Raw genomic sequence first — 14,296 nt, 5'->3', positions numbered from 1 at the left:
TTTTGTATCCTTATAGAGAAGTGAATTTCTCATTATGATATTTTTGACTAGGATCCTTATCTATCTTATGTTTCATTGCGTTAATCTCTCCTCCAATAACAAGAGCGAGTCCTGTAAGAAATAGCCAAAGCATAAGAATAATAAATCCACCAAGACTGCCATAAGTCGAAGAAAAATTACCGAAATTACTCACATAGAAAGAAAATCCTAGAGAAATTAATTGCCATATAATTGTTGCAAACAGTGCTCCAGGCATTACATCTTTAAAAGATTTGCTAATATCCGGACCTATTCTATACAAGGCAGAAAGGATTAAAAATATTACAACAAAGGCGATAACGAACCTTAGAATATTAAGTATTACCTCTGTGCCACCAGGGATATTTACAAATTCCCCAACTGTGTTTAAGATAACTCCTCCAAATATCGGAAGTAAAAAAGCTATTAGGAAAGCGAAGATTAATCCGATGGTTAAACCGATGGATAATAATCTTACTAAATAAAAAGGTCTGGTTTCCTCTGTATCAAATGCCTCATTCATTGCTCTTATAAAAGCATTAATTCCATTCGATGCTGACCATAGTGTCCCGATTATACCAAAAGTGAGCAGGCCCCCATTTGGATTGTTTATCAACCCCTGTATATTTTCTTCTAATAGCTCTGCAATCTGCGATGGAAGAACCGAATTGATAAATTCTACCGCTTTATTAGGATCAATGGATAGATAGGGCAGGATGGAAAGCGTAAGAATTAATAGTGGAAAAATAGCCAGAGTGTAATAATAGGCTTGCTCTGCTGCTAGTCCAGTTGCACGATCGTCTTTCATTTCTCCCCATAGCTTTTTTCCATATGTTAACATATTACTCAACCTTCCCACTCCTCTCATACTTAGTTATTTTGTCTTTTTACTGGCAGTGTACAACACCTGAAAGAGCCTCCTGATTTAATGATTTCAGATATATCCACTTCAATCACTTCGTATCCCCGTCTACGGAGATCATTGTTGACCTGCGCATTACAAGGCAGGCTAAATATTTTTTTATTACCAACTGAAAGGACATTTGTTCCCATAGTAAATTGTTCTTCTTTTGAAACTTCAATTAAATCATATCGACTTGCTAGTAAAGCCAATTCCTTTTGTCTAAATGCTGGAGAATGGATTAAAGCTTCATTTGGTGAAATTATATTAAAGACACAATCTAAATGAAGATACGACTTTTTAATTGGAAGTGGATACACTTGAAACTCTGGAAGTTGCTTTTCTAACGTGTGAATTACTTCACTAGATGTTCTACCACTAATTCCAACAAACAACGTATCCTGGTCGATAATTACATCTCCGCCTTCTATACTGCTATCTTGTAGTACTTCATAGGTTATCTCATGCTTCTCTAGCCACCCTTTAAATAGCTCCTCTTCCCCGTCTCGCACGCCGCTACCCATACGAGAAACAAACACCTTATCACCAAGGGTAAAACCAATATCTCTTGTAAAGACTTGTTCAGGAAATTTTTCCATAGGGTCTAAACTAATCACTTCTATTTGATGCTCTTTCATTTTTTCCACAAATTTATTATGTTGCTTTATGGCTTTATTTTCATCAATATTTTCTTCAATATAATGCTTTTGTGTTTCATTGATTACCTCACTTATGCTCATGTATGTAGGTGGACATACTAAAACCTTTTCTAACGAGGCAAATTCACTTTTACAATTCAACTGTTCTGTGCTCCGAGAAATTTCCATTTCAATCGTCACTTTCTACTCCCCCGATCTTAATTTATATTTTAAGAAATATATTCCCTGCACAACTATCATTCTAAACCTTTTTTTAGGTTTGGCTGTGTTAAATGCCGCTGTTGATTTCCGGAAAAGGCTACGCATTCCATGGGGCGGGGCTGGAGCCTCCTCGGCAAGCCTGCGGGGTCTCCCATCTCCCGCTATTTCCCGTTGTGGTCTCCCCCTTTTGCTCCAATCATTGCTGGAATAACGTTATTATCAACACTCAACTTTAAAGAGCCTTAGATTTAAAAGTAATATACTGTTAAATATGCATTTAAATTTATTCAAAAATAACTAATAAAATACCTAAAAGGGGTAAGGAATGTTTGATCATTCCTTACCCCTTTTGTCTATAAACTGAGCAAATTTATTCTTTATCTTCCAATAAACATTTGTGTCCAATAGTGTCCATCTTCTACATACCCTAATCCAATATGAGTAAAGTTCCCGTTTAAGATATTTTTACGGTGACCCTCACTGTCCATCCACGCTTGAACTACTTCTTCTGGAGTTCTTTGGCCCATTGCAATATTTTCTCCTGCCGTGTTATAAGAGATACCAAAGTCTCTCATCATGTCAAATGGTGATCCGTAAGTAGGGCTTGTATGAGAAAAATAATTTTTCGCTTTCATGTCCTTTGATTTTTCTCGAGCAACGTTACTTAAAGGAGAATCAGCTTTTAAGTCTGAAAGACCATTTTTACGACGTTCTGCATTTGTTAATTCGATTACCTTCATTTCAATTTCTGAAATACCTGCAGTAGCATCAGCTTCTGGTGCCTGTTCTTGTGCTTCTTCAGGTGCTTGTTCTGGTTGTGGTGCTTGTTCTGGTTGTGGTGCTTGCTCTTGTTGTGGTGCTTGTTCTTGTTGTGGTGCTTGTTCTTGTTGTGGTGCTTCTTCTTGTCGAGGAGTTCCCTCTGGTTGAGCTTGTCTAGGTTGTTCCCCTTGTGGTATTTCTTTTTGGAACTTATAGATAGCAAATGGTCCGTGTTGTTCAACTTTTTTACTGTGTGGAAACTTTTTACTCGGTATGGTCGTACTAAAAGAGTTTTGATCGATTGTTAAAAAACCATGGTGAACACGCTGCACCTCTGTGCCGCCTCCATTGCTTTGGTCAGCGTTCATGTTTCTTCCCATTCCTACATCTCGACCAATACCCATATTTCTATCGGTACCGATATTTCGATTGTTACCTATATATCGAAGTCCTTCCCCATCATTAGCATTACGATCATCAAAAGCTGTATTATTCGGTTGCGTAGTATCTACATTGCCTCCATTCATACCACATCCTGCTAGCATGGAAAGAGCTAATACAAAAATTAAACATGTATAAACTAATTTTTTCATTTGGACATCTCCTTTGACAAAATTATTACTCTCATAGCTTTTCTTTTTATAAGGAAAAGTATTATTGGTAATAATCGTGAAAAAAGGACATATTGTTTATGAATAAAATTAGTGATGAATGATTTTTTCCAACACTTTTTGGACCTCATAGCCTTCATTGAAGTCGACAATATAAGCATCCTCACCATTTAAGCATTTAATTAGCTCATCCACCAAATGAAACTCAGGAAGTTCCAAAGATTCCAGATCCACAATTTCCATTGATTCATTTAGCTTAGCTATTTTCACTATTCTCCAATCCTCCAATGAGATGGATTGCTCTGAACCATGGATGGTGAATGAAATATGGTCCTGTTCTGCTTGTCCGACAAGGCCATCCACTAATATTTTCACACCGCTAGATAACGTCAATACGGCTATTACCCCAACTTCACTAGCCTTCGGATCATTAGGATAATCCACTGAGCTTTCTACCTTTTTGATGTTGCCAAATAAACGTGTGATAATTTGCAGGTAATGGGGAGTAATCTCCCTAATAAAACCACCTTGCTCTCTTGAACCAATCCAGTTGGTTTGCTGCCAAGGTCTTGGCCACTGGTGGAAATGCATCTTCAGATGAATTCTTTTAATTTCACCTAATTTTCCATCCTTTAATGAATTTTGCATGTATGTAAAAGCCTTTTGATAGACCAAAGGAAAGTGCATGGCATGAACAAGACCAGAGATTTCCGCTTCTTTTACCATACTGTCAGCTTGCTGCTCCGAATTTGCTAAAGGTTTTTCGCAAAGCACATGTTTTTTGTGTGAAAATGCAGCCATTACAACTTCATAATGAACCGCAGGCGGGACTGCCACATAAATAAAATCAATATCATCCATTAATAGCAAATCTTTATAATTTTCAAAAAAGGGAATCCCCCCGAGTGCTAGTGATGTTTTTTCTGCAAGCTCTATATTGAAATCACATACTGCACCAATTTGTATTTTTGATGATTTCTGAAATTCAGAAATAAGTCGCTGTCCAATTACTCCCAAACCAACAATTCCTACCTTTTTACTTTTATTCAAAATAAACCTTCCCCCTTTTATTCTAACAGCTATGCTTTTACTTTTTTTCTGCCAATACTTTTATAAACTCTCTCATATAATCCGGCAAGTCGGGAGGGCGGCGACTTGATACAAGGTGGCCGTCCACTACAACAGGTTCATTCACCCAAATAGCACCAGCATTTGTCATGTCATCTTTTATTCCCGGTGTGCTTGTAACCTTTTTACCTTTTAGGATATTGGCGCTGATAAGCACCCATCCAGCATGGCAAATTTGACCTATCGGCTTTTGCTGATCGTTCATCACCTTAACCATCGAAAGGATATCATCATATCTTCGAAGCTTATCTGGTGACCAACCTCCTGGAACCAAAATAGCATCGTATTCATTAGGGTCAACATCATGAAAGGATATATCGGATTCTATCGGTACACCATATTTCCCAATATATTTTGTGTTTGCTACTTCTCCTGCTATTGCTACCGTCGCACCTTCTTCTCTAAGTCTTAGTACCGGATACCATAATTCAAGATCTTCAAAGTCATCACTAACAAGCTGAATAATTTTCTTGTTATGCAATTTCATTTTTTCTACCTCCTTCAATATAAGTATGGTTATATTGTGAAGGAGCTGAAAAAGATTTGCAAATATCAAACACGTTCTCCTTTAATTCCATTTTAGTCTCTTCGCTTTACGCAGTCGGTACGGGAGCCTCTTCTAGACCACTAAAAAACTTTTATACTTAGGGTTCGACTTTTGTGACCGCTGTTGATCTCCACGCCAGGCTTCGCGTCCGCGGGGCGCTTGGGAAGCCTCCTCGGCTACGCCTCCGGGGTCTTCCCTAAGCACTACCTCCCGCTGGAGTCTCCGCCTTTCGTTCCAATCAACAGCTAGGTGCATTAAAAAGCAAATGTTACTGTTGAGATATAATCCGTGCCTTCCACTCCAATAGAATGAGTTTTCTATACTTTTCGTTATACCACTTCGAACACACATTCGCCAATACCCAAGAAAGCATAGCATGCACTAGACAACCCTACTGAAAATTAAGAAATTGTCCATACAGGCTATACTATACTTATTAGGATAGAATTAAATCTAAAAGTAGTGGCTAAATGGACATAGGGAGGACCAGTGATAGTCTAAATAAAGAATCAAAGAGGTCCTATCTAACAATAAAACTCACTAAATTTACATAAGGGGATCGGAATGGTAGCGTCCCGGTCCCCTTTTTTCTATAAGAAGACTGAATTGAAAAACCTTTTAGGTTTAACCCAGTCTGTAGAATCCAACGATTTTTTAGATAATAAAAGCTAAATGTCTTAAAACTTAGCTAATTTTTCGATTGTTCTGGCAAGTAGTTCTGTTCGTTCTGTTAGAGATGGAATTTCCAAGTATTCTGTTTCACTATGTGCATTTCCTCCTATTGGTCCCATTCCATCTATAGTTGCTACTCCCATGGCTGAAGTAAAGGATGCATCAGATCCTCCACCTGTAGCTGTATCGGTAACTTCAATGCCGATTTTTTCTCCAATATCTTCAATTAAATGGAGTAACGTTTCTGTTTGTGCATTCTTTTCCATTGGCAACCGGTTCATGTTTCCCTCTAAATGGGTTTCTGTACCTGCCACGTCAGTAGACGAGCATATTCGCTCGATTTTTTCTTCCATTGGTCCAGCTTGGTTTCGCTCGGAAATTCTTATATCAACTTCCGCTACTGCTGTGTCTGAGACAGTATTAACTGAAGAGCCTCCTTCAATCAACCCTACATTTACACTGATTCCTTTAGAGTGGTCAGTGAGGTCATGTAGGCGGATAATTTTATAGGCTAATTCTTCAATCGCACTTCTCCCTTTTTCTGGTTCAATCCCTGAATGAGCAGACCTACCCTTCACGCTTATAGTGTAATGACCTTTCCCTCTTCGGGCTGTAACTAAGGAGCCGTCTTTTCTTGCTGGTTCCATAATAAGTGCATACTTTTTTCCTGCTGCATTTTTTTCAATCAGTGTTTTAGATGATGGAGAACCAATTTCCTCATCACTATTTAATACAATCAATACGTCTTGGATAGCCCTTGTTTTAGTATGAATTAAAGCTTTCATTGCAAATAATAATGCTACTTGACTTGCCTTCATATCTATTACTCCTGGGCCGTACGCCCGCTTTCCTACTATTTTGAATGGACGGTTTTCAACGGTACCTTCTGGAAAAACGGTATCCATGTGGGCAATAATAATAATTTGAGGATTTTGTGCAAGTGGATGGTGGATGATTAGGTGATTACCATGCTCTTGTTCTTTAACTTCTTGAACAGTGAACCCTAGACCTTGGTACTCTTTCATCAGGATGGCTCCTACTTTGTCAACGCCCTGTTTAATATAAGAACCACTATCTATATTTACAATCGTTTCCAGCAAAAGGAGCATTTCTTCTTGTTGTTCGTTTAAAAATTGACGCATCTTTCTTTTCTCTCCTGACATTTTTTCATGAATTTAATATAGATATAAAAAAAATTAATTCTACTTCTTATATTATACCGTTTTTTTATCTTGATTTCCTAAATATCGCTAGTATTGTTACTCTTTTCTTTATATTAACCAAAAGGGCTATTTTTTTTGTTGTAAAAGAGTAGAAAATATGCTATATTTATTTGGCGATGAGCTGAATTGTGTAAGTCGACAATCGTTGCTTTCCTTAGCAAAACATGAATGTGGTCATGTTGATTGCCGCCTCAATACGCAAAGAAGACACTTAGGTGTCTTCTTTTTTTGCGTAAATTTATTGAATTCACGTTTACTGTTATAATAACATCATTAAAACTCTACATATAAAGGAGAAGATAATGTGAGATTTGGTATTATTGGAACGAATTGGATTACTGAAAGATTTATTGAAGCAGCAGAGGAACTTGAAGATTTTAAACTAACTGCTGTTTATTCACGAACCGAAGAACGTGCAAAGGAATTCGCCAGTAAGTATAATCTTATCCATACTTTTACTGATCTAGAGCAATTTGCTGTAAGTGACCACTTTGATGCTGTATACATTGCAAGTCCAAATTCCCTGCATAAAGAACAAGCTATTTTGTGTATGAAAAATAGAAAACATGTATTGTGCGAAAAGCCGATAGCTTCAAATTCCAAAGAACTCCAAGAAATGATAAATGTGGCAGTGGAACAAAAAGTCGTTCTTATGGAAGCTGTTAAGTCTACACTCCTTCCTAATTTTAGCAGCATACGTGAAAATCTACATAAGATAGGACCTATTCGAAGATATTCTGCAAGCTATTGTCAGTATTCTTCCCGGTATGATAAATATAAAGACGGGATAATACTTAATGCTTTTAAACCAGAGTTTTCTAATGGCTCCTTGATGGATATTGGTATCTATACCATCTACCCAATGGTAGTGTTGTTTGGAGCACCTCTAAGTATAAAAGCGAATGCTGTCATGCTAGATTCTGGAATAGATGGACAAGGAAGTGTTCTCTTCAAATATCACGATATGGAAGCTGTTGTAACCCATTCGAAAATAGCAAATTCTTACACCTCTTCAGAAATACAAGGCGAAAACGGAACCATTGTTATTGATAAGATTCATACACCAGAAAAGGTGGAAATTTATTATAAAGATGGAACAATTGAAAACATTTCAAGAGAACAAAAAACACATTCCATGTTTTATGAAGCAGCAGAATTCATACACCTTATTAAAGATAAGCAAATTGAATCGTCGATAAATTCCCTTTCCACGTCAATGAAAACGCAAAATATATTGGATGAAGTCAGAAAGCAAATCGGTTTAAATTATCCAGCAGATTGAAGAAATCAAAGAGGAATGCTTCTAATGAAGCATTCCTCTTTGATATTTCTCCCCCTTATAAAGATTATTCCAACTTCTATTATTTCTTATATAAAAAATAGTCATTTGATATAGGATGTTTGTCCAATCTCTTTTTCTATTTTCACATAGTATGTGGTGAGGTAAGAAAAGGAGGTGTTTAAATGGAAGACAGCAGCAATATGCAAAAGAAAATTGCAGAACTCTCTCAAACAAGCACAAATATGTTGTTAGAAAATATTTTAAAAAAGCACAACGTAAAGCTTAGTAAAGAGAAACTTTCCAGTGAACAGAAGGCGAAACTCAAGAAGTTGGTTAAAGATCTACAAGATTCTTTTCAAAAGCTTGAAAAGATGAATAAAAAATAAGGGATAAATGGGGGATTTATAAATGAGTGAAATTAACAATTGGTTGTTTGGACACAGAGAGCATCGTCACGATGATTGTAAAGAAGATTTATTTGATGATACAAAGTTTGATTGTAAAGAAGATTGCAATAAAGGTTGGAGCGCTCTAGATCCTAGAGGATTACACCCGCTAGATGATAATGGTGTAGTTCAGCAGGCAGAGCAGGTTAATAAGACGATTCAAGAGTCTTATGAGCAAATTATCATTAAAGATTCTGCTGATGTAGAAGTAACAACAACGGATACGAAAGTTGCTTTGTCCTTACAAGCAGCCATTCAAGCAGCGATTGTACTAGTAATCAGTATTTCTATCGCGGACAGTACAAAAGCTGAGGAAGTAACACAAGAACTATTAAACAAATCTAAAACAGTTCAGGTTAACCGTCAACAAACGTATATTCACAATTCTCGTGGGGTACGAGTAACTACAACTGATACAGACATTGCAATTAACATTCAGCTTTTAATCCAAATATTATTAGCTTTAGTTGTAAATTTAGATATCCTGTAAGAATTAGCTAACAGGAATTCACTAAACATTGCAGCATCATCCTATATGAAACATCTTTAAACACCTCCTTGATTTCAGGGAGACTACCGCCATTAGTCTCCCATATAGATGAATAAATAAAAAAACCACCACCACCGACAAAAATACACGTTCCACACCAGGAATAGTCTGTTACAAGTAAGAAGAAGGAGAGTATAACTTCCTTCTTCTTTTCATGTTGGGAAGCAGTATATAATTCTATACAAATTTCTTTCATGCTATCATAATGAAGAAAGATAGAGTTTAATCATGGTTACAAGCTACTATCTTATGATGTTTTTTAATGATGATGATATAACTACATAGTTCGGAGGAGATTCTTGTGAATGCTTTTGGTAGTTTTGTGTATGAGAAACGAAAATGGGTTGTTGTCTCATGGGTTTTCTTCATTATTTTTTTCGGCTATTTTGCTTCAAAAGTTCCCTCTGTTTTAAGCGGAAATGGTTTTGAATTTGATGGAAGCTATAATAAGACTCAGAACATATTGAAAGAGGACTTTAATCAAGATCAATCTTCTATTCTTATTCTATTTGAGAAAGAAGAAAATGTTAAAAACGTGGAATTTGCCTCTTTTATTGATAAGACCTTTGATCAACTGGAAAAAGAGAGCAATGCCAGTAATTATATTTCTCCTTTTGAAAATGAAGAAAATATGGTTAATGGGAATATTGCATATGGTGTACTTTCTTATCAGGAACCGCCTGAGAATATGGGAGAAGAATTGGATAAGATTTCTTCCACATTAGATAATAAGGACGGTATCAATGTATCCATGACTGGTGGTCCTGTCATTGAAGAAGATCTAAATGTGGCAAGCCAGCAGGATTTAGCCCGGGCAGAGATGATTGCTTTACCTATCGCTCTGGTTATTTTGCTAATAGCATTTGGTAGTTTGGTATCAGCTAGTATCCCCTTAGTTATCGGAATAATATCCATCATATCTACCATGGGAATTATGTATTTCTTCAGCTACCAAATGAATTTAACAATTTTCATCCTCAATATTGTTCCAATGATTGGCTTAGCTTTAAGCATCGATTTTGCTTTATTATTTATTGACAGGTTTAAAGAAGAAGTTCAAAAGCATTCTATTAAAGAAGCAATTATAACAACCATTTCAACTGCGGGCAGATCCATCATTTTTTCAGGTTTATGCGTATTCATTGGCCTTTTAGGTTTAATGTTTATTGAAATAGATATTTTCAGAAATGTTGCATTAGGTGGAATGACCGTTGTATTTGTTTCAGTACTGTCTGCTATAACCTTTTTACCTGCCCTTCTTTCCATACTTGGAAAGAATATAAATCGATTTTCTATTCTCAAAGTTTCGAACGAACGTTCATCACTTTGGCGAAAATTTGCTTCTTTTGTTATGAAAAGACCTGTAATCATGGCTAGTGTAACACTTATACTATTAGTTGGTGCTCTGATACCTGTTAAAGATATGCAACTGTCAGTACCAGGCACAGATGCACTTCCTACCTCTTTTGAATCAAGAGTTTCCTATGACACCTATGTCGAACATTTTGTTGAGGAGGAAAAACGAGACGAGGTTAAGGCAGTCGTTATTATTGAATCCGAAGAGAATATTTTAAATGAAGATTCATTAGTAAGTGCTAAGTCCATTATCGATGATATCGAACGTTCTGAGTCTGTCTTCTCCTTGGAGTCCCCTTTTTCACTTTCCGGTATAGAAGATGGCCTAATGTTCTATCAATCACTACAACAGCCAGAAACAATGGCTACATTTGCACCTATTCTTGAGAATTATACAACCTCCAACATGATGTTGGTTCACGTTTATTTCGAGTCAGAGAATGCTGCGCAAGCTTGGGTAAAAGATTGGGAAGAAAAAGAGACGTCAATGACTATTCATCTAGGAGGAACACCAAAATTCGAACAAGAGATATTTGATGAAATTGTGGAAAAGGCCCCCTATGGTTTCGCTTTTATCGTGCTGACAACATTCTTCATTTTGTTGTTTGCTTTTAAATCAATATTGATTCCTATAAAGGCAATTTTAATGAATATCCTTAGTTTGAGTGCAACATTTGGGATTGTTGTTTGGATATTTCAAGGTGGACATTTAGGAATAGAACCAGTTTCATTGGCACTGATTCTTCCAATCTTTGTTTTCTCCATTGTCTTTTCTTTAAGTATGGATTATGAGGTTTTTCTAATATCAAGAATTCATGAAAATTATTTAAAGTCAGGAGACAATGATTCAGCAACCCTAGAAGGATTAACTACTACAAGTAAAATCATTACTTCAGCAGCAGCGATCATGATTGTGGTTACCGGAGCGTTCGCTTTTACCGGTGTAATGCCAGTAAAACAATTAGGTGTTGGAATCGCTCTCGCCATCTTTATAGATGCAACGATTGTTCGTATGATTCTTGTTCCAGCCTTCATGAAACTGCTTGGAGATTGGAACTGGTGGTTTTTCGGAAAAAAGAAAGCAGAAAAAGCAAACAGAGATTAAGAGCTAAAAGGGTAAAAATCGTTTAACGGTTTTTACTCTTTTTTTGTTCTATGACAAGCCTATTACTTACTAAACTAAACATAATCCTATCTTAATCCATCCAGGTTAGCATCTCTCCAATTTTTTCATATGATAAGGTATCCCCTCTCTTTCCGTTAAAGTTAAGGAGTGTTGTTATGAAAGATAATAATCATGATTCAAAACCAAAAATTTATTTTGATCCTGCATCAATGAATATGTCCAACCAAACGGTATTAAGAAAAAATTATCTTGCACAAATTCTCTCTCAACAACAAGAAACAAATCAGACTCTCTCTCATTCTGTTTCTGCTATAAATGCTAAACTCGAGGAAACAAGTTGTGAACAAGAGGCCAAACATAGCCAGCTAATGAACAAACTGGAAGACCAAGTAAAGGTGAACGAACATCTAAAGTTTGAAGTAAATAAAAATGACTTAACAAACCAAGAAATTATTCTCCGTCTAACCAAGTTGGAGCAAATGAACGAAGAAGTTAGCAAGGCATTGGAAGAAGAAAGAATACTAAGCCAAGCAACCATCGACCAGTTAACATACCAGGAAGATTTAACAAGAAAAATTCATAATAAGCTAGAGGGTTATGAAAAACAGTCTGCAAAGGTTCTAGTAAAAATGCAAGAGCAAGAGCCTTTATATGAACATATCCAGGAGAAATTAGAAATCCAAGATATGTATCATAAAACAGTAATGGAAAGATTGGATAAGCAAGATGTCAAACAAGAGAAAATGGCTAGTCAAATAGATAGCTTGGGTACCGTTCTAGTCAATAAAATTGATGATGCACTTCAATCTATTGAATCAAAGTATAAAGAGACGCTACATTATTTAAGGAGAATTTTTAATAAAAAAGAGAAAGACATTTATCAGTATCCTATTAGTTTGGAGACTAAAGAAAAAGAAAAAGCACATTCAGAAAAGCATTAGCTGTTATTACAACAGCTAATATTTTTTTTGAAAAGAGTGTTTTATTACATAATTGATTTTTCTGAAGATTCATACTAATATTTAACTATTAGGCTATGTTAAGCACAACCGATGATTTTCCACTACAGAAGCGCGATTATTAAACTCTTATTTGACAGAGCCACTTATAGATATTTTAGAGGAGGATTTTCATGGCACAAATGGTACATAAAACAATAGGTACACTCCTAGATGATACAGTAGCACAGTATCCAGACAAAGAGGCTGTCATTTATGTAGAGAATAATTTACGTTACACATATCGACAGTTTCAAGAAATCTGTAATAGGGTTGCAAAAGGGTTGATGAGTTTAGGAATTCAAAAAGGAGATCATATTGCCGTTTGGGCAACTAATAAGCCGGAGTGGCTTATTACCCAATATGCAAGTGCAAAGATTGGTGCTGTTTTAGTTACAATCAACACGAGCTATAAGACGCAAGAATTGGATTATTTACTTCGGCATTCTGATACAACAACACTTTTATTAATGGATGAGTTTAAAGGCGAGAGCTATCTTGAAATGATTAAAGAATTATGTCCTGAGATTGCAAAACATAATCCGGGTCAACTAAGCTCTCTTCGGTTTCCAAAATTAAAAAATATAATCTATTTTGGTGACGAAAAGCATGAAGGGATGTTTAATTGGGATAATTTAATCAGTTTGGGTTCTTCTATCACAGATACCGCACTCAATGAAAGGCAAAATAGCTTAAAAGCTGATGAAGTCATCAATATGCAATATACATCCGGTACAACGGGATTCCCTAAAGGTGTAATGTTGACACACTACAATATAATAAACAACGCTATTAATGTTGCTGAATGTCAACGACTCACAGCACAGGACAAAATTTGTATTCCAGTACCGTTTTTTCATTGCTTTGGCTGTGTGATGGGGACACTTGCAGCAGTTGCAACAGGTGCCACTATGGTACCTCTTATTACCTTTGATCCATTAATGGTTCTTAAAGCAGTGGAGCAAGAAAAGTGTACAGCTTTGTATGGAGTACCGACCATGTTTATTGCAGAACTAAATCATCCTCAATTCACCGAGTTTGATTTATCTAGCTTAAGAACAGGAATTATGGCTGGTTCCCCTTGTCCAACCGAGATTATGAAAAAAGTTGTCCATGACATGGGCGCATCTGAAATTACGATAGCTTACGGTCAGACAGAAGCTTCGCCAGTAATAACCCAAACAAGAACAGATGATAGTATAGCACGAAGAGTTTCTACAGTTGGCAAAGCACTTGAAAATGTAGAAGTGAAAATTATTGACCCTACAACAGGTCAGCAAGTTCCACATGGTGTGCAAGGTGAATTGTGTACAAGAGGTTACTTAGTTATGCGGGGCTATTATAATATGAAAGATCAAACCGATGCTGCAATAGATGAAGACAAATGGCTTCATACTGGAGATCTTGCAATGATGGATGAGGAAGGATATATACAGATTACCGGTAGATTAAAAGATATGATAATCCGTGGTGGAGAAAATATATATCCCCGCGAAATTGAAGAGTTCCTATATACCCATCCGAAAATTTCTGATGTTCAAATTGTTGGTGTACCAGATGAAAAATTCGGAGAACAGGTTGCCGCTTTTATTATAGTGAAACCCGGTGAATCCTTGACTCCAAAAGAGATAAAAGAGTTTTGTAAAGGGAAAATTTCATCATTCAAAATACCATATTATGTAGAAATCGTAGAAGAATACCCTATGACAGCGTCTGGTAAAATACAAAAATATAAGTTAAAAGAATATGCAACAAGTCAGTTGATAAAACAGGTTTAATATTATCCAATAGATATAGCCAGAGCTCCTCAAAGAGAGTT

General features: G+C 36.3%; 11 protein-coding genes and 1 pseudogene. 6 read left to right on the top strand and 6 right to left on the bottom strand.

Features of this window, described 5'->3' with window-relative positions; all coding sequences use genetic code 11:
• Positions 1–10 precede the first annotated feature (10 nt).
• The 6 genes and pseudogenes from K9B36_RS00190 to K9B36_RS00165 all read right to left on the bottom strand — a co-directional run bounded on the left by K9B36_RS00190 (position 11) and on the right by K9B36_RS00165 (position 6,638).
• A complete protein-coding gene (locus K9B36_RS00190) occupies positions 11–868 on the bottom strand; it encodes a YihY/virulence factor BrkB family protein (protein WP_223699902.1) in 858 nt (285 codons plus the stop codon).
• A 20-nt stretch (positions 869–888) separates the two neighbouring features.
• Positions 889–1,746: a dimethylarginine dimethylaminohydrolase family protein gene (locus tag K9B36_RS00185; protein ID WP_263399258.1), complete on the bottom strand. Its 858-nt coding sequence runs from the start codon at positions 1,744–1,746 to the stop codon at positions 889–891.
• 410 nt (positions 1,747–2,156) lie between these two features.
• Positions 2,157–2,531, bottom strand: a pseudogene (locus K9B36_RS17010) (CAP domain-containing protein); the annotation flags it as partial.
• Between the two features lie 708 nt (positions 2,532–3,239).
• On the bottom strand, positions 3,240–4,199 hold the full coding sequence (locus tag K9B36_RS00175; protein WP_223699900.1) for a Gfo/Idh/MocA family protein: 960 nt from the start codon (positions 4,197–4,199) through the stop codon (positions 3,240–3,242).
• A 37-nt stretch (positions 4,200–4,236) separates the two neighbouring features.
• A complete protein-coding gene (locus K9B36_RS00170; protein WP_223699898.1) occupies positions 4,237–4,764 on the bottom strand; it encodes a type 1 glutamine amidotransferase domain-containing protein in 528 nt (175 codons plus the stop codon).
• Between the two features lie 737 nt (positions 4,765–5,501).
• The gene (locus K9B36_RS00165) at positions 5,502–6,638 is read right to left on the bottom strand and encodes a M20 family metallopeptidase (RefSeq protein WP_223699897.1); all 1,137 of its coding nucleotides are present in this window, start codon (positions 6,636–6,638) and stop codon (positions 5,502–5,504) included.
• A 385-nt stretch (positions 6,639–7,023) separates the two neighbouring features.
• Here K9B36_RS00165 and K9B36_RS00160 point away from each other — a divergent pair, with 385 nt between their 5' ends.
• From K9B36_RS00160 to K9B36_RS00135, 6 genes are all read left to right on the top strand, one after another.
• The gene (locus tag K9B36_RS00160; RefSeq protein ID WP_223699896.1) at positions 7,024–8,001 is read left to right on the top strand and encodes a Gfo/Idh/MocA family protein; all 978 of its coding nucleotides are present in this window, start codon (positions 7,024–7,026) and stop codon (positions 7,999–8,001) included.
• Between the two features lie 182 nt (positions 8,002–8,183).
• Entirely contained in the window at positions 8,184–8,387 is a 204-nt protein-coding gene (locus K9B36_RS00155) for a hypothetical protein (RefSeq protein WP_223699895.1), read from the top strand.
• A gap of 22 nt (positions 8,388–8,409) precedes the next feature.
• Entirely contained in the window at positions 8,410–8,937 is a 528-nt protein-coding gene (locus K9B36_RS00150; protein ID WP_223699894.1) for a spore coat protein, read from the top strand.
• 361 nt (positions 8,938–9,298) lie between these two features.
• Complete coding sequence (locus K9B36_RS00145; RefSeq protein WP_223699893.1) at positions 9,299–11,458, top strand: MMPL family transporter; 2,160 nt, start codon at positions 9,299–9,301, stop codon at positions 11,456–11,458.
• 176 nt (positions 11,459–11,634) lie between these two features.
• A complete protein-coding gene (locus K9B36_RS00140) occupies positions 11,635–12,420 on the top strand; it encodes a hypothetical protein (protein WP_223699891.1) in 786 nt (261 codons plus the stop codon).
• A gap of 191 nt (positions 12,421–12,611) precedes the next feature.
• The gene (locus K9B36_RS00135; protein ID WP_223699889.1) at positions 12,612–14,255 is read left to right on the top strand and encodes an AMP-binding protein; all 1,644 of its coding nucleotides are present in this window, start codon (positions 12,612–12,614) and stop codon (positions 14,253–14,255) included.
• Positions 14,256–14,296 lie beyond the last annotated feature (41 nt).

It is taken from the genome of Sutcliffiella deserti (genome assembly GCF_020037475.1).
Taxonomy (GTDB): domain Bacteria; phylum Bacillota; class Bacilli; order Bacillales; family Bacillaceae_I; genus Sutcliffiella_A; species Sutcliffiella_A deserti.
Note: the sequence above shows the minus strand (reverse complement) of the source record. Positions and strands in the feature narration are given on the sequence as shown.